At 59.7% G+C, this 16525-nt stretch carries 20 protein-coding genes; 12 read left to right on the top strand and 8 right to left on the bottom strand.

From position 1 onward, the window contains the following. Window positions 1-42 precede the first annotated feature (42 nt). The 4 genes from cckA to fliQ form a co-directional block, all read right to left on the bottom strand. On the bottom strand, window positions 43-2193 hold the full coding sequence (cckA, locus tag ACTHND_RS14470) for a cell cycle histidine kinase CckA (protein WP_440178659.1): 2151 nt from the start codon (window positions 2191-2193) through the stop codon (window positions 43-45). Between the two features lie 130 nt (window positions 2194-2323). Beyond that, window positions 2324-3400 carry a flagellar biosynthesis protein FlhB gene (flhB, locus tag ACTHND_RS14465; RefSeq protein WP_440178658.1) on the bottom strand — a complete coding sequence of 359 codons (1077 nt, stop codon included), beginning with the start codon at window positions 3398-3400 and terminating at the stop codon, window positions 2324-2326. Beyond that, window positions 3393-4229, bottom strand: coding sequence for a flagellar biosynthetic protein FliR (gene fliR / locus ACTHND_RS14460; RefSeq protein ID WP_440178657.1), 837 nt, complete (start codon window positions 4227-4229; stop codon window positions 3393-3395). Before fliR ends, flhB begins: the two co-directional genes overlap by 8 nt. Before the next feature lie 3 nt (window positions 4230-4232). Continuing rightward, window positions 4233-4496 (bottom strand): flagellar biosynthesis protein FliQ, encoded by a 264-nt coding sequence (fliQ, locus tag ACTHND_RS14455; RefSeq protein ID WP_090645276.1) that lies wholly within the window; start codon window positions 4494-4496, stop codon window positions 4233-4235. Between the two features lie 169 nt (window positions 4497-4665). Here fliQ and ACTHND_RS14450 point away from each other — a divergent pair, with 169 nt between their 5' ends. From ACTHND_RS14450 to ACTHND_RS14430, 5 genes are all read left to right on the top strand, one after another. After that, window positions 4666-7737, top strand: coding sequence for a tetratricopeptide repeat protein (locus ACTHND_RS14450; protein WP_440178656.1), 3072 nt, complete (start codon window positions 4666-4668; stop codon window positions 7735-7737). Window positions 7738-7741: 4 nt separating this feature from the next. Then, window positions 7742-8458: a GIY-YIG nuclease family protein gene (locus tag ACTHND_RS14445; protein WP_440178655.1), complete on the top strand. Its 717-nt coding sequence runs from the start codon at window positions 7742-7744 to the stop codon at window positions 8456-8458. A 376-nt stretch (window positions 8459-8834) separates the two neighbouring features. Further along, window positions 8835-9710 carry an SPFH domain-containing protein gene (locus ACTHND_RS14440; protein ID WP_440178654.1) on the top strand — a complete coding sequence of 292 codons (876 nt, stop codon included), beginning with the start codon at window positions 8835-8837 and terminating at the stop codon, window positions 9708-9710. 88 nt (window positions 9711-9798) lie between these two features. Continuing rightward, a complete protein-coding gene (locus ACTHND_RS14435) occupies window positions 9799-10065 on the top strand; it encodes a type II toxin-antitoxin system ParD family antitoxin (protein WP_440178653.1) in 267 nt (88 codons plus the stop codon). Continuing rightward, a complete protein-coding gene (locus ACTHND_RS14430) occupies window positions 10065-10361 on the top strand; it encodes a type II toxin-antitoxin system RelE/ParE family toxin (protein WP_440178652.1) in 297 nt (98 codons plus the stop codon). Before ACTHND_RS14435 ends, ACTHND_RS14430 begins: the two co-directional genes overlap by 1 nt. A 2-nt stretch (window positions 10362-10363) precedes the next feature. Here ACTHND_RS14430 and fliP read toward each other — a convergent pair whose 3' ends face one another. Both fliP and ACTHND_RS14420 read right to left on the bottom strand, forming a co-directional pair. Then, the gene (fliP, locus tag ACTHND_RS14425; RefSeq protein WP_090645286.1) at window positions 10364-11119 is read right to left on the bottom strand and encodes a flagellar type III secretion system pore protein FliP; all 756 of its coding nucleotides are present in this window, start codon (window positions 11117-11119) and stop codon (window positions 10364-10366) included. Between the two features lie 55 nt (window positions 11120-11174). After that, window positions 11175-11498 carry a FliO/MopB family protein gene (locus tag ACTHND_RS14420; RefSeq protein WP_440178651.1) on the bottom strand — a complete coding sequence of 108 codons (324 nt, stop codon included), beginning with the start codon at window positions 11496-11498 and terminating at the stop codon, window positions 11175-11177. Window positions 11499-11635: 137 nt separating this feature from the next. Between ACTHND_RS14420 and flgB the strand changes: the two genes are divergently transcribed. The 7 genes from flgB (at window position 11636) to ACTHND_RS14385 (ending at window position 14708) form a co-directional block, all read left to right on the top strand. Beyond that, entirely contained in the window at window positions 11636-12064 is a 429-nt protein-coding gene (gene flgB / locus ACTHND_RS14415) for a flagellar basal body rod protein FlgB (protein ID WP_440178649.1), read from the top strand. A gap of 11 nt (window positions 12065-12075) precedes the next feature. Next, entirely contained in the window at window positions 12076-12501 is a 426-nt protein-coding gene (flgC, locus tag ACTHND_RS14410) for a flagellar basal body rod protein FlgC (protein WP_440178648.1), read from the top strand. A 10-nt stretch (window positions 12502-12511) separates the two neighbouring features. Continuing rightward, window positions 12512-12826 carry a flagellar hook-basal body complex protein FliE gene (gene fliE / locus ACTHND_RS14405; RefSeq protein WP_440178647.1) on the top strand — a complete coding sequence of 105 codons (315 nt, stop codon included), beginning with the start codon at window positions 12512-12514 and terminating at the stop codon, window positions 12824-12826. A gap of 42 nt (window positions 12827-12868) precedes the next feature. Further along, on the top strand, window positions 12869-13087 hold the full coding sequence (locus tag ACTHND_RS14400; RefSeq protein WP_440178646.1) for an addiction module protein: 219 nt from the start codon (window positions 12869-12871) through the stop codon (window positions 13085-13087). Continuing rightward, window positions 13087-13380, top strand: a complete 294-nt coding sequence (locus ACTHND_RS14395; protein ID WP_440178645.1) for a type II toxin-antitoxin system RelE/ParE family toxin — start codon at window positions 13087-13089, stop codon at window positions 13378-13380. The genes ACTHND_RS14400 and ACTHND_RS14395 overlap by 1 nt, the downstream gene beginning before the upstream one ends. Window positions 13381-13659: 279 nt before the next feature. Further along, on the top strand, window positions 13660-13998 hold the full coding sequence (locus ACTHND_RS14390; RefSeq protein WP_440178644.1) for a hypothetical protein: 339 nt from the start codon (window positions 13660-13662) through the stop codon (window positions 13996-13998). 146 nt (window positions 13999-14144) lie between these two features. Next, window positions 14145-14708: a hypothetical protein gene (locus tag ACTHND_RS14385; RefSeq protein WP_440178643.1), complete on the top strand. Its 564-nt coding sequence runs from the start codon at window positions 14145-14147 to the stop codon at window positions 14706-14708. Window positions 14709-14926: 218 nt separating this feature from the next. Here ACTHND_RS14385 and ACTHND_RS14380 read toward each other — a convergent pair whose 3' ends face one another. Both ACTHND_RS14380 and ACTHND_RS14375 read right to left on the bottom strand, forming a co-directional pair. Beyond that, window positions 14927-15769 (bottom strand): MotE family protein, encoded by an 843-nt coding sequence (locus tag ACTHND_RS14380; RefSeq protein ID WP_440178642.1) that lies wholly within the window; start codon window positions 15767-15769, stop codon window positions 14927-14929. A 10-nt stretch (window positions 15770-15779) separates the two neighbouring features. Next, window positions 15780-16523: a DUF6468 domain-containing protein gene (locus ACTHND_RS14375; RefSeq protein ID WP_440178640.1), complete on the bottom strand. Its 744-nt coding sequence runs from the start codon at window positions 16521-16523 to the stop codon at window positions 15780-15782. Window positions 16524-16525 lie beyond the last annotated feature (2 nt).

Raw genomic sequence — 16525 nt, 5'->3', positions numbered from 1 at the left:
GCGCTGCGCGCCACCTCCCCATTTAAGAAATGGGGAGGAGAATTATGCCGCCAGTTGCTCTTTCACACGTTCGGCCAGGGTCTTGATATCCAGCGGCTTGGGCAGGAATGAGATATTCTGCTCGGCTTCCAGCAGGTCGGAGAATTCCGACTCGGCATAGCCGGAAATGAACATCACCGGCACGTCACCCAGGATCGGCCGCGCCAGTTTCAGCATCGACGGCCCGTCCATGCCCGGCATGATGACGTCCGAGATCAACAGGTCGAACCGGCCTTCCTCGGCCTCAATGATGGCCAGCGCCTCCTCGCCATCCTCTGCTTCAAGCACCTCGTAACCGCGCTGACGCAGCAGGTGCGCCGCGATACCGCGCACGATCTGCTCGTCCTCGACGAACAGGATGCGGCCGACACCCGACAGATCCTTTGGCACCGGCTTGGCGGCGGCTTCGGGCTTCGCTTCCGCCTCAGGCTTTTCGGCCTCGATCCACACCGGCAGGAAGATGCGGAAGGTCGCGCCCTTGCCCGGCGGCGAAACAATCTGGATATGACCGCCGGCCTGGGCGATGATGCCGTGGACGGTTGAAAGGCCAAGCCCCGTGCCCTCCCCCAGCGGTTTGGTGGTGAAGAACGGCTCGAACACCTGCGCCAGGATTTCGGGCGGAATGCCGGGACCGGTATCGGAAACCTCGATCAGGGCCGATCCCTGCGCCGGCGCTTCCGGCCAACCGTAGTCCTTCGCCTCGTCCTGGCTCAGGCTGGCGGCGCGGATATTGACCTTGCCACCACCCTGGGCGCGCATGGCGTCCCGCGCATTGACGACCAGGTTCATCATGACCATTTCCATCTGCCCCTTGTCGACATGGACATTGGGCAGGTTGCGGCCATATTCGGTTTCCAGCTTCACGTCCTCGCGCACCAGGCGGCGCAGCAGAACCTCGGCCTCGGAGACCATTTCGCCGACATTGAGCGTAACGCGCTTGACCGTCTGCTTGCGGGCAAAGGCCAGCAGGTTGCGCACCAGATCCTCGGCGCGGGCGATGATCTGGCGGATGCCGTTCAGATCCTCGTAGGAGGGGTCGCCAAGCGGGTGATTGACCAGCAACTGGTCATTACGGAACTTGAAGCCGGTCAGGAGGTTGTTGAAATCGTGCGCCATGCCGCCGGCCACCTGGCCGATGGCCTGCATTTTCTGCGACTGCACCAGGGTCTGTTCCAGCTTCTTCTGCTCGGAGACATCGAACAGATAAAGGCTGTAACCGCCGGAAACCTGCGACACATAGATTTGCAGCGCCCGGTCGGACTTGACGTTCAGGCTGATATCGAACGGTCCGCTTTTGTGGGTCGCCAGTTTCTCGGCCAGGGCCGCACGGGAGTTTTCGGTCACCAGGTCGCCGAACGCCAATCCGGTCAGCTTATCCGGCGCCAGCTCGGTCAGGGCGGCGAAGACCGTGTTGAAATCGGTGATGCGCGCGGCGAAGAGATCATTGCCCGCCACCAGGGCCGCCCCGAAGGGCGCCGCTTCAGCGAAAGCATCCATCACGGCTTCCGGCAGGTCGGCCTTGTGGGGTTCCGAAACCTCCGGCAGGAAAGTATCATCCTGCACAGCCGGCGGATTTTCATGCTTCAGCATCAGGCCGTTGCCGAGCACGCCCTGCGAAGCCGCGCGCACCAACACCAGGTCTTCGCCGAGGCGCGACACCACCATCTCGTAATCGAAGCCGCCCAGCCGGACCAGCGCCCGGCCGATGCCCTGCGCCTTCGCTTCGCGCAGCGCCACGAAAAGCGCCGGCGCATGTTCACCCTGCGGCAGGCGCTTTGTGCCGCCGCCGGCATCGCTCCAGGCCGGATTAACCGCCAGCACATGGCCGTCAAAAGCCGCCACCGCGGCCGGCTCGCTCAAGGCGCCCACAATATCGGACGCCCGGAAGCCTTCGCCGGCCAGAATATCCGTCTCGCCCGTAAAGGCGAACAGGCCCAGCAGGGCCACACCGGCCACCGCCGCGATCAGGATACCCAGCACGATGCCAACCGGCAAGTGCCCGGACACCAGCCACACAGCCACGCAGGCGCAAACCACGATCACCGCGACAATACCCGCCGTCAGCGGATTGACGAGATCACGCAGCCGGCTGATCAGCGAGGTCGCGGTGTTTTCCGGTGCGGATACCGGCGGGGCAATAGGCGCTGCGGACAAGAGACAACCTCTCCATGCGAAATGCGGATGCTGAAACGCCCGTTATGCAAGCGAATCACTTCCTGAATACTAGACCATTTTGCATTCCATGCGCAGGTTAACAAAACCGTGCCTTTTCAAGGCGCTGGCCTTAGAACGCGCGCTTCTTCTTAGCCATGACGAAGCTGATCAGCTTGGCGACGGCAGCGAAGTGTTGTTCGGGGATCACGTCGTCCACCTCCATGCTGGCAAACAGGGCGCGCGCCAGGGGCGGGTCTTCAATGATCGGTACATCATGCTTGCCGGCTTCCTCGCGGATTTTCAGCGCCACATTATCCATGCCCTTGGCAACGCAGACGGGGGCCGCCATTTCGCCCATTTCGTATTGCAGGGCCACGGCATAGTGGGTCGGGTTGGTGACCACCACCGTGGCATTTTTCACATTGGACATCATGCGCCGGCGGCTTTTTTCCATGCGCAACTGGCGCAGCTTGGCCTTGATATGCGGGTCGCCTTCGGTCTGCTTGTATTCTTCCTTTTGCTCCTGCTTCGACATCTTCATGCGTTGCAGAAAACGGAACTTCTGCAAGGCAAAATCGGCCACGCCCTCGACGAACAGGAAGATGCAGACGGCAATCGCCAGGGCAATGACGGCCTCATGCACATAGGGCAGGATCAACATTGGCGAGGCGGCGGTCAGGGCCAGGATGTCGGTCAGGCGGTTCTTCACCACCATCCAGACGATGGTGCCGGTGATGATCAGCTTGAGCAGGGTCTTGCCGAACTGGATCAGCGCATCGACACCGAACAGCTTTTTCAGGCCGTTCATCGGATTGAGCTTGCTGAAATCCGGCGCCAGTTTCGACGGCGTGAACATCAGGCCGGTCTGCATAACATTGCCGAAGACACCCAGCGCAATGGAGGCGCCCATGACCATAAGCAGGATGGGGATGATATCCATTACCACGGCGCGGGCGATTCCCATGCCGCCGTCGCCTTCCAGAGACCCCAGCAACTGCTCCGGATGGGCCAGGAAGGGCAGGAGGTCACCGGTCAGGGTTTGCGCCAGTTCGGGGCCTTTCATGGCCACGATGGCGCAGGCGCCGATCAGGGAGAGGGCTTGCGGCAGGTCGCCGGACTTGGCGACATCGCCCTTGTCCCGCGCCTGCTGGAGTTTCCGCCCGGACGCCTCTTCTGTTTTATCTTCGCCGTCCGCTTCGTCAGCCACTGCGGGCTCCCTTCAGGAACACCCCAAGATACTCCTGGTAATGGTCGATGAAGACCATGCCGATGGTGCCGAGAGAGAGGCCCAGCAAGGCAAGGCCCGCCAGGACGCTCACCGGCGTGGCGGCAAAGAAGATCGGGAAATTGGGCATCATGCGCCCGATAAAACCGGTGGCGATATTGAAGACCAGGGCGAACACAATCACCGGCGCTGAAAGCTGAAGCGCCAGAACAAAGCTTTCGCCCAGGGTCTTGACCATCAGGGTGCCGGCATCGCCGATCATGACGGTCTTGGCTGGTGAGAATATCTGGTAGGAATCGACCATGGCGCGGATGAACAGATGATGGGTATTGGTCACCCAGATCATCACCAATCCGAAAATGGCCAGGAAAGCGCCAAGGCTGGTGCTGGACTGCGCTTCGGTCGGATTGGCGGTCTGCGCAAACGAGAGCGTGGTTTGCAGCGACAGGATTTCGCCCGTCGTCACCAGGGTGAACAGCAGCACACGCATCAGGCTGCCCAGCATCAGGCCGATAATCGTTTCGTGCAGCACAATGCCGGTCAGGGCGCCGAGCGTCGGCGGCATGGCCGGGATATAGGCCCCGACAATCGGCGTGATCATCATAGCCAGCAGCAGGGCGAAGCACAGGCGCAGGCGTGGCGGCACGGCCGGATCGCCCAGCCCCGGCACCAGCAGAACAATGCTGGCCAGGCGGATAAAGATCAGCCCAACCACCCACAATTGTGCCGACGTGCCGAAAAAGGAGGCCAGATCATCGCCGCCCGTATCCGGAAGACTTGAGCGCAGTTGTACGGCCTGCAACAGAAGCATGGCCTAGATGGCCGCGATCTTGTTGATGATTTCGTGCATGAAGGTGGCCAGCAGCGATCCCATCAGGGGCAGCAGCAGCAGCAGGGCCAGAAAGACCGAAATGATCTTCGGCGCATAGATCAGCGTGGCTTCCTGAATCTGCGTCAGGGCCTGAAAGAGGCCAATCACCACGCCCACCACCAGCCCGACCAGCAGGATCGGCAGACATAGCTGGATGGTCAGCCAGATGGCGTCACGCCCAATTCCCAGAACCTCGGCACCCGACATTCGTTTTACCCGTTAAATCACAACACAACCCGGCAATATTTGCCGCGCGAACGGTTAATTTGCCCTTAACCTATGATGAGATTCTCATTCGCCTTAAAGCCCGAAATGACAGGGAAAATTATCGCGGCATTAACTATGGTTAAACCCCGTTCAGGCAAGTTAACAGGCAATGAGTCGAGACCGTAAACCGTCTGCAACGAATGCCGGCCCTGCCGGCAGCGCGCCCGCACATGAGCCGGCGCTTGAGCGTGCGCGTGTTTTACTCGACGCACCGTCACCGCCTCAGTCCTCTCGCCAGGCCGCCCTGCGCACCACGGCCATCTTTGCCGCCACACTGTGCATGGGTATGGCTACCTTAGCGCTTGGGGATACCATCGCCTCGCCTCAGGTAGCGCCGCGATCGGATATCGATATCCGCGTCGGCCGCAACAAGTCCTCGGGCCGCATCGAAATCTACGGCGCCATCGGCAGCCGCGCCTCGGTCCGCCGCGAAAAAGGACAGGTGGTCATTCGCCTGCCTGGCCAGAAAAAGCCTGATCTCGGCGATATCCGCTCAAACCCGCCGGTCGGCATCAAGGGGGTCGATCTCAAGTCCGACGCCCGCGCCAGCGAACTGTGGCTCACGGTCAATGACGGATTCGAGACCCATTTCGGCCGGGAGGATGGCGCCGTTTTCGTCCAGATCGATCCGACCGCCGAAGACAATGCCAAACCGGACGATGGCAAGAAAGACGGCCAGGTCACGGTCAACCTCCAGGACATCATCAAGGGCGAAGAGACCAAACCCGCCGCGCCGAATGACGCCCGTGTCAACAAGGCGGCCAAGGTGCCGGTTGTGGCGCTGGAAGTCGAGGCCATCGATGGCGGCAAGGATATCGCCTTCCCGTTTGAAGGCCCCGTTGCCAGCGCCGTTTTCCGCCGCGGCGAATCGGTGTGGATCGTCTTCGATTCCGAGGTCGACCTGCGTCTGCCGCCGGAACTGAAGGACGGCGCCATCGTCCAGGACGCCCAGTGGACGCGCAATGACGGCTTCACCGCCCTGCGCCTCAAGGCCCCGACCATCGGCGCCCTGTCGGCCATCAATGACGGGCTGGTGTGGCGCGTCCGGCTGGGCGGCCGGCCGCTCGATAACAAGGCGGTCGAGGCCAGCGTCATCCGCGACGATAGCGCCGGTGTGCCGGGCCTGAACATCAACCTGGCCGGCGCCACCCGCATTGCCTGGATTCGTGACCCCAGTGTCGGCGACCGCATGGCAGTGGTTCCGGCGCGCGGCCCGGTGAAGAACCTGACCACCGCCCGCACCGTGCTGGAAGCCACCCTGGCCTCGACGGCGCAAGGCGCGGCGGTTGTGCATATGACGCCGGACGTCAAGGTCGATGTCTCCGGCGACCTGGTCGAGATATCGCGTCCGGGCGGCCTGACACTGTCCACCCTCGATCCCAATGCGTCACCCAGCGACCCAACCCTGGCCTACAAAAACGCCCTTTATCCCGGCCTGATGAACGCCGACTGGTCGGCCGCGCCAGCCGAAGGTTTCCTCGTGCGTTATAATGCCCTTCAGGCCGCCGCCGCCGATGAGGCCAGCCTGGGTCCGGCCGCTGCCACCAAGGCGCGCCTGGCTTTGGCGCGGTTTCTGGTCGGGCAGAACCTCAACTTCGAGGCGCAGGGTGTCCTCGACCTGCTGATCAAGGAAAGCCCGCGCGCCCAGGATAATCCCCAGGTCCGCGGCCTGCGCGTCGTCGCGCGCATGTTATCCGGCCGCTATGCCGACGCCACCGGCGACCTGTCCTCTTCGCAACTCGTCAACGACCCGGCCTCGCGTCTGTGGGCCGGCTATGGCGAAATGCAGTCCGGCCACCACGCCGATGCCGTTAAGGATTTCAAGTTCGGCCTCAAGGCGCTCGATCAGTTCCCACCGGAATGGCGCGTCAAGATCGGTTCGGCCTATGCCTATTCCGCCCTGCAACAGAACGACCTGGCCACCGCCGAGGCCATGATCGGCTACAGCCTCGCCCAGGCGGTAACACCCCTTCAAAAACTCTATGCCTATCTGATCGACGCCCAGATCATCGAGGCCCAGGGCGATAAGGCCCGCGCCCTGAAAGTCTACCAGGCGGTGGCGCGCGCTACGGATGACAGCATCGCCGCTCCCGCCGCCATGCACGCCGCCATGCTGAGCTACGACCTCAAGAAGGCGACTTCGGCCGAGACCCTGGCCACGCTCGATGGCTTGCGCTTCCGCTGGCGCGGCGGCGACACCGAAATGAAGCTGATCAATGACATGGGCAGCATTTATCTCAGCGAAGGCCGCTACCGCGAGGCCCTGATGGTGCTCAAGAGCGGCGGCCAGACCTTCATGAACGATCCGCAATCGATCCAGATCCAGGCGACGCTCAATCAGGCGTTCCGCGGCCTGTTCCTGGGCGGCATGGCCGACGGCCTGCAACCGGTCGAGGCGCTCGGCCTGTTCAACGACTTCAAGGAACTGACCCCCATTGGGTCTGACGGCGATGAGATGGTGCGTCGGATCGTGCGCCGCCTCGTCGATGTCGACCTGCTCGACCAGGCCGCCGACCTGCTGGAATATCAGGTCAGCCACCGCCTGGATGGCGTGGCCAAATCCACGGTGGCCGCCGACCTCGCCACCATCTACCTGATGGATCACAATCCGCAAAAGGCCCTGGCGGCCCTGTGGAATACCCGCACCACCCTGCTGCCGAAGGCGGTCATGGCCGAGCGCCGCGTGCTGGAAGCCCGCGCCCTCAACGAACTGAACGAGCCGGATAAGGCGCTGGACGTGCTGGGCAATGACAATTCGCCCGACGCACAGGATATCCGCGCCGATATCTTCTGGAACAAGCAGGACTATGCCCATGCCGGCGCCATTCTTGAAAAGCGCCTTGGTGACCGCTGGAAAAGCGACACGCCCCTGACGCTTGCCGACGAAGGCCGCCTGCTGCGCGCCGCCATCGCCTACAGCCTGCAAAAGGACCAGCCGTCCCTGACCCGCCTGTCGACGCGCTATGGCAAGTTTTCCGATACGGCGGCCTCCTCCGACGCCATTCGCGTGGCGCTGGCCCCGCTTGACGGCGGCACACTCAGTGCCAAGGATTTCGCTGCCTCTACCGCCGCCACCGACAGTTTTGCCGGCTGGGTTACGGGCATGAAGAAGAAATTCCGCGAGCGGGATGATGCCGCGGCAAAAGCGGCGGCGAATGCACCAAAGGGCAAGGCGGCGTAATTAGATGCGCGAACAAATAATCACTGAGATCAAACGCCTTTCTATTAAGCACGGAAGGCCAATCGGTCGGGAGTTATTTGAAAAAGAAACCGCGATTGGAAAACATGCTTGGCTTGGAGTCTATTGGGCGCGTTGGGGCGATGCGCTTGCAGAGGCAGGATTAGAACAAAACTCCAAAACTCCTAAAATTGATCCAGAATTTTACTATGAAAGATTGGCTGGAGCATTCCGCCACTTCCACAAAATTCCGACGACTACAGAGTTGCGATTATACCGCAATATTGATCCGTCGATGCCCGCACATAGCACTTTCGATAAAACTTTTGGCTCCAAAGAGGAAATGCTGCGCCGACTAAAAACATGGGCGGCCAGTAAGGCTCATTTTTCTGATATTTTCGACATGCTTTCTGAAATTACAGACAAACCTGAACCTGAGCACCACGAGGACATATCAGTAAAAGAAGGCTGGGTTTATATACTTAAATATGGAGATTTTTACAAAATTGGTGCAGGCAGCGATCTTGAGCGGCGGGTGAAGCAGATTGCTACCAAATTACCCGAAGACGGCGAATTGCTACATGCTATCCGGACTGACGATCCTTTCGGGATCGAAGCCTACTGGCACAAACGTTTCGCTGAGAAGCGAGCCAAAAACAATAGCGAGTTCTTCAAACTCAGCCCTAAGGACGTTCGAGTCTTAAAGAAGCGAAAATTCATGTAATTCGTGAGGACACTTCCGTGCGCAAAGTCACATCCATGTGATCAATGTCGTGTTTCGCTTTAAGGAAATTCGACAAACCTGTAATATATGCGTGTCCCCAAGATTTAGGGGATGTGAATCAAATGAAGGAAAATGATCGTCAGTTAAGTCAGGCATAGCCGCAAGTTTAATGCGCGGCCATTCGTCGAAATCTCGGCACCAGCCCATATTTGCTCTTACGCGATCAAGCCCTCCCCGAAACCAAGACTATAGTCACTCTCAAATCCGAGAGCGCGCATTCGCTTGTTCTGTTTATAGATTAACTCAACTTATGAAAGGTCGGGGGACCTGAGCCGCGTTCGTGATGGCCGCAGCCCTTGAAACAAAATACATGAATATGAACAACATCCGTCCCAATGGCATCTCCATTCCCGGCAAGTGGAAAGTCCTGCTCCCCGCCGGCGCGGTCACCGTACTGGTCCTGCTGTCGCTGGTTTCCTGCGGTCAAACCATCCAGCCGGGTAATGTCGGCGTCAAGATTCGTACGCTCGGCCCCAATGCCGGCGTGGATAAGACACCCCTGCCCTCCGGCTGGCATCTCAACCTGCCCGGCGAGCGCATTGCCGAATTCCCGGTGATCCAGCGCACCTATACCTACACCGCAGAAAAAGATGAACGCGGGCCGGAAAACGAGGAAATTAGTTTCTCCGACAACAACGCCCTGCCGATGACCGCCGATGTCCAACTGGTGATGCGCATCGATCCGTCCAAGGCGCCGGCGCTTTACACGCGCTATCGCCTGACCTTTGACCAGCTCTTTGAAGGGCCGATCCGCAATGATGTGCGCTCATCGATCGCGGCGGAAACCGAACTGGTCAGCGTCGAATATCTCTATCGCGGCGGCCGCCAGCAGGTGATCCAGAAGGCCCTGGCGCGCGTCAACCGCAAATGGGAGGCGCAAGGCGTCAATATCAGCCAGCTCGACTGGATCGGCACCATCCGCTACCCGCAGGTGATCCTCGACTCGATCCAGGCCAAGACCAAGGCCGATGCCGACGCCTCCGCGGCTCAGGCGCAGGTAGCCGTGGCCAAGGCCCAGGCCGATGCCCTGATCGAACAGGCGCGAGGCCAGGCCGAATCCAACCGCCTGCTGGCGCAGTCGATCGCCTCGTCTCCGGAAGTGGTGCAGTTGCGCGCCATTGAAAAGTGGGATGGCAAGCTGCCGACAACCACTGGCGGCGCGGTGCCGTTTATCGATATCAGCAAGCGCTAAAAACTAAGGGAGGTTGCCATTGACAGCCTCCCTTTTTCTTTGCGGGGAATGTGATATTATTAGTTAGTAATTGTTAGTGGAGACAGTCATGCCGACATCCGTCGCTCTTGGTCCTCATTTCGAAGCCTTTATCAAGGAGCAGGTTGCCAAAGGGCGGTATAATAACGCCAGCGAAGTGGTGCGCGACGGCCTGCGTATGCTGGAGGACCGCCAGCAGGACCGCCAGGCAAAACTGGAAGCGCTGCGGGCGGATTTGCAGGCGGCAGTTGATGATCCAACTGAGTACGATGCAGAAGAGGTTTTTGCCGAGGCGGAAGCCTTGATCGAACAACTGGCGATGAAAGCCGCTGGATAGTGCGGGTCGTATTCCGGAAGACAGCCCGGCGAGACCTGCTCGATATCGCCACCTATATTGGCCGCGACGCGCCTGTGCGTGCCCAAAGCTACATTGGTGAATTGCGCGGCAAGTGCCAAGGCCTGGTTGAAAATCCGTACTCAGGCAGTCCGCGTCCTGACGTGCTTGATGATCTTAGAATAGTGCCGCATGGCAATTATGTGATCTACTATTTAGTTCAATCGGAAAAGATAATCATCCTGCGCATCTCGCATGGCGCCCGTCTAATGGACGCCGTGGATTTGTCAGAAAACTAACCCTACCCGCCGCCCGTAGCCACCGGGTGGAAGCTCTGCACCAGCGAGCCTGCGACCAGGTGCCAGCCATCGACCAGCACGAAGAAGATCAGCTTGAACGGCAGCGAAATCACCACCGGCGGCAGCATCATCATGCCCATCGACATCAGCACTGAGGCAACAACGAGGTCGATGACGAGGAACGGCACGAACAGCATGAAGCCGATCTCGAATGCCTTTTTCAACTCCGAAATCATGAAGGCCGGCGTCACCACGCGCACCGGCAGGTCCATCTTGTCGGCCGGCATTTCGAGCTTGGACAGCCCGACGAACAGGCCGAGATCCTTCTGGTCGACCTGAGCCAGCATGAAGGCTTTCACCGGCTGGCTGGCAGCGTCAAACGCCTGCGGCAGCTCCATTTCCTGATCCATCAGCGGCCGGATTCCCTGGCTGTAGGCGGCCTCATAGGTCGGGGCCATAACGATAGCCGAAAGGAACAGCGCCAACGAAATAATCACCGCATTGGGCGGGCTCTGCTGCAAACCCAGCGCCGTCCGCAGCAATGACAGCACCACCACGATGCGAATGAACGAGGTCGTCATAATGACGATCGACGGCGCCAGGGACAGCACCGTCATCAGGCCGATCAACTGCACCACGCGAGCGCTTAAACTGCCGCCCTTGCCGAGATCGACATTCACCGACTGCGCCAGGGCGCTGTACGGCATGATCATCATGGTGAAGCCAAGGATAAACACCACCAGCACGATAAAATTCATCGTTTTCGGCCCTAAAGGCTTGCGGCCTTTCGGTTCAGCCTCGGAGGCAGGCGCGTCAGAACAGGTCATCATTGGGGTCCAGAGGCGCTTTTGAGGAAACAGGCGCAGGCTTCACGGAAACAGAGGCGGGCGCATCGAGTTCGCGCCCCTCGCCCAGCAGGATCAGGCGTTCGGCATTATCAAGTCGCACCAGTACCAGCCGGCGGGCTGGATCGAGCACAAGGGTCTCGATCACCTCCAGCCGCTTGGCGCCGCGCTGGGCCTGCAGCTTCGCCATCAGCGCCGGCGCATAGCGGCGCAGCACATAGGCCAGGCCGAGGATCAGCCCGATGACGATGGACAGACCAAAAAAGGCCCGCAGGATTTCTACCAGACTCATCTCGTCCTTTTGCCCCCACCGGAGTTAACGCGCCGTTTACTTAAAGCCTTCGTTAACCAAAAGGTGGGCATAATTTGCCCCGTATCTGTGGCATAACCCTCATTAGGTTGAGTCGCGGGATTTCGGAAAGGCCGAGCATGACGACAAACATGGCTAATCAGGGCATAGGCTTCCTCAACGCGCTGCAATCGCGCATGAGCTGGCTGAATGACCGCCAGAAGGTCGTGGCCCAGAACGTCGCCAACGCCTCGACCCCCGGTTTCAAGCCGCATGACCTGATGGGCCAGGACTTCGGCAAGCTGATGGCCGGACAGGATGACGCCGCCAATGGCCTCGGCATGACCATGACCAATGCCATGCACCTGCCCTCACCCGACGGCGGCGCCACGCGCGCCAGGGAAATCACCTCGCTCGATTCGGAAACCACCATGGACGGCAACAGCGTCGTGCTGGAAGAACAGATGCTCAAAATGGCCGAGAGCCGGATGCAGTTCCAGGCGGCGGTGTCCTTCTATGAAAAATCGATGTCCATGCTGCGCATGGCCGCCAAGGCGCCTGGTAAATAAGGAGATAGGTGATGATCAATAACGACAAGCCGACCCAATCCAGCCAGACCATGGCGGTCGCTGCCTCAGCGCTCAAGGCGCAGCAGGCGCGGATGCGCGTCATCGCCGAAAACATCGCCAACTCCGATTCGACCGGCCGCACACCGGGCGCCGATCCCTATCGCCGCCAGACACCCGTTTTCACCTCGGCGCCGGTCGATGGCGCCACGGGCGTCAAACTGGCCAATGTGGTGCAGGATATGAGCGCCTTCCAGCAGGAATACGACCCGACCCATCCGGCCGCGGATGCCACCGGCTACGTCAAGAAGCCCAATGTCGATCCGCTGATCGAGACCATGGATATGCGCGAGGCCCAGCGGTCTTACGAAGCCAATCTGAACGTCATCGAGACGGCGCGCGCAATGACCCAGAAAACCCTCGATATTCTTGAAAAATAAGGCGTAGACCATGGACCCCTTATCCGCTGCCCGCGCCTATGGCGCCGCCGTCAAACAGGCGCAAAACGCTGCGAAAGAAAGCAGCAACGAAGCCGGCGCCACCTCGGCGCCCGATTTCGGCAAAATGCTCCAGGGCGCGCTGGAGCACACGATGAAGACGACCCAGGGCGCCGAAAACATGATGGTCCAGCAATCGCAGGGCAAGGCGGAACTGATCGACGCCGTCACCGCTGTTTCGAGTGCCGAAACATCCTTGCAAACCGTCATCGCCATCCGCGACCAGGTGATCAACGCCTACCAGGAAATCATGCGGATGCCGATCTAAATCCGCCCTTGTTCATGACGGTTTTTAAGATACAATCTGTCTATGACCACCCTGTCGCCCGATGACATAAAGCGTATGACCCCCGCTGAGCGGCTGACGCTTATTGGTGACCTGTGGAACAGCCTTGACGATACCGAACTTCCCCTGCCACCGGCACAGCGCCTGGAACTTGAACGGCGCCTTGAAAACTTCGATGCCGAAGCCGATCGGGCAATGACCTGGGAACAGGTCAAAACCAAACGAGTTGCGCACAAATCCTGATGCGTGACATTCGGATATTTGCCGCCGCCGAACTGGAAATCACCGAAGCCAGAGCGTGGTACGACAGCGAAAGTCCCGGCCTCGGCGATCGGTTTATTGATGAATTAGATCCACAACTGGAACGGATTGCCGCTGCTCCCGACCAGTTTCCATGCGTCTTGCGCGATGTGCGCCGGGCACGCCTGCATATCTTTCCCTATGCGATTTTCTTCCGCGAAAAGGGAACTGCGGTTTTTGTGATCTCCTGCTTTCACTCCAGTCGAAATCCGCGCGCCTGGAAACATCGTGCCTGACTACCGACTTAGCCAACCCGTCCTGGCAGGCGTGACTACTTTTTGACCACAGCAGGAACTGTGAGTGGTATCAGTGACACCCTCCTTTTATACCTCCCCACCTATGGTGGGGAGGGGGACCGCGCCGCCTTTGCGGCGGGGTGGTGGGGCATCTGGCTATCTCTAAAAAGACTGGCGCAATTGATATCCTGTCAACGTAACTCCACTGTAATTCTAAATTTTAGACTTTAGAAACTTGACTTCCGCATGATATTTTTATTTCCAGCCAAGGGGATAAGAATGGGCCATCTAATACGTGCAATAATCGTAGCAGTAATTGCGTTATCACCTGCAACCGCTCATGCTCGCCTGACCGAGACTGTAAAGGTTAGATATGAAACCTCAGAAGGCGCCTCCAAATGGTATGAAGTCGATGCCAACTTCCTCACCGGTATGGAGCTTAATGAAGCGACCACTTCAACGCGATACAAAGCCCTAAAAAGCTATGCGGAACAGCCTTCGTTTCTTATCTGCGGCTACAAGTTTGTTTCAAGCTGTATGCCAACTTTTGGCCGTATCAAAGGCCCCGATCAAGAGGGGAGGCAGTGGGAAATTTGCACGGGCGATTTTTGTTACTAATATTCGATTGCTAATCACGCAAAGGAAAAGTCGCCCATTTCTAAGCGGAATTACGGTCACAGGATATCAATTGCGTAATTCCTGCCCTCTTTAAATACCCGCACATTCACCGAATCTATCCCCCTGTCCTTTTCCCGGTGCATCCTATGCGGATGTCCCTCGATGACCGCACAGCACAGGAAAAACTGACCCCGGAAGAGCGGCATGCGCTTCTGCGCGCCTTTGCCGACCGGATGCTGCTTAAGGTCACCGCCATGGATGATCCCGAAGATATGCCGGGCGTCGAGAAGGCCGTGCGGACAGCCGCCGTCATCGAATGCCTTTATAGCCGCTGTGACCGTGCCGAACGCCAGAAACCGGAGCCGCGCAAGGCCGAAGCCGAGCGCGCTGCCCATGAAGAAGCCGCGATCAAGGCGCAGGTGTCCCTGGCCAGTACGCTGAAATGGAGCAATGAGCGCCGCCGCGATCTGGGCCAATGGTGGGAGGCGGCCCAGAACGTCACAAAGACGGTCACTCAGGAGGCTCAGCTTACAACACCGGCGCCGCAGATGGCTATCGTGCCTGAACCTCTCACGCCGTCTGCGCCCAAAGTCAGCTATGTCGATTACACCGACTGTATCGCGCAAGCGCGCGCCGAACTGGCCTTGAAAAAACGCTTAGCGACGCAATCGTCACCACTGCCACGCCCACCGTTTCGCGGCCCGCCTTAGACTACCTGTCCTGTAGCTTCCCGCCTGCGGAGTTTGGCGTCAGCGAAAGTATAGCTTTCGCAAGCCATGGGACCGCGAGCCAAAGGCGAAGGGTGGTAGGGGTCTATAAGGCTGATCGTGCAGAAATTCTGCTCTCTTCAGTCATGAGGCAAATCAAGCCCCCACCACCACGCCATGAAGAATGGCTCGGTCCCCTTCCCCATTCATGGCAGGTATTATCAGCCCTTCTTCGGGGGCGTTGCCGGCTTGGCGCCTGCTGGCCCCGGCGCCGCCGGTCCGCCAGCGGCCGTCTTGTTGAGCTGCTGCTGCAGGCCGTCGGCGCGCTGCATCCGCTTCGCCAGCTTTTCCGTGAGATCTTTTGCGGCATCGGCCGACATGGCGCCGAGAATAGCCGCCAGGGCGCGGTCCTTCATTTTCGAGGCGATCGGCAGGCGGACATCGTCGCTCATGATCGTCATGGCGGCGGCCGCATCCTTGGGCTTCATGGCCGAGTAGACGGCAACCAGGCGCGTCGTGTCGTCATCCTGCACCTTGGTCGCCTGGTCGAGCAGGCCCTGGATTTGGGTCTTCAGGTCGGCCAGTTGCGTGATGCGGGCATCGAGCTTGGAATCGGCGGCCTCGATCAACTGGGCCCGCGAATTAAGCTGTTGCTCGCGCTGGTCAAGCTGGGCCCGGCGCTGGCCAAGGCTTTGCAGGATATTCAGTTCATTGGGCGAAATGCCCGCCTGCTTGGCCAGATCGTTTACAGATGTGGCGCAGATCGGCGTCATCGGCGCGGTCGCCGCCGCATCCTTGCCCTGCGAGGCCGCATCGGCCGCCATCAGGGCCGGATCGACACCGTAGCTCTGAGTCGGGTCATCGGCACGATCGACCTCGCCCTTGCCGCTCGCTTTCGGCGCCGTTGTCTTCGCTACTGGTTTTTCCGCCTTTTTGCCATCGGCGGCAAAGGCCGAAGCCGCATGAAATACATCCGGCATCACTTCCAGGCTGGTGATCGCCTTGAGGGCAAGCACACCACCGGCGGCGACGGCGATAAGCGGCAGGAAACGGGGTAAGGCCATCTAATAAATACTATCTCTTGATATGGAACTGACGCGGACGGCCTTTCGGCGCTTCCACGGTCGTCGTCTTGTCATCTGCCGCGTACTTGGAGAAGTCCCTGGCCGCGTCTCTGCTCGCGTCCTTGGCGAACAGGTCGTCTTCAACGGCAGCGAGCTGCCGGGCAGGCAGGTTAAGCGTGCGGATCATTTCGTTGAGATTGGCGACCACCAGTTCGGACATCTGGACCTTGTCGATGATCTCACTCTCGTCTTCCGGTTCGATATCAGGCAGCAGGCTGCGACCGGTGCGGACATAGGGCGTCCGATCTGGCCGGACCTCATTCATGAAGGCCGAGCGATCACGCGGCCGCGCTACCGCTTCGGCCTCATGGTGCGCCGGGCGAATGACCTCGTTCGCGGCCGGACGGGTCACGGGCTGGCTGCGGATCGCTTCGTAATGGACCAGCCCCTTGTCCAGTTCGGCCTGAACCCGTTCGGCGCGCGCCACCTGCATGTCGAGCTTTTGCAGCACATCGCGCGCCGCCAGAATACGACCATGCAAAAGATCCTGCGATTCGTCGGCATTGCCGCGCAGTTCCTTCAGAGAGGCATGAGCCCGGATGGCCGCGTCATCGAGATCATGCACGGCCTTGGCGAAGCCCTCATGGGCGGCGCGCAACGCTTTCAGGCGCTTGTCGAGACGCATACCGAACACCAGCGCCGCCACCAGCAGCGCCATCAGGATCACATCCATGATAATGTTCGTCAGGCTCATTG

The organism is Asticcacaulis sp. (genome assembly GCF_051954415.1).
Classification (GTDB): domain Bacteria; phylum Pseudomonadota; class Alphaproteobacteria; order Caulobacterales; family Caulobacteraceae; genus Asticcacaulis.
The sequence above is the reverse complement of the archived record's forward strand: the minus strand, read 5'-3'. Positions and strand labels throughout refer to the sequence as shown.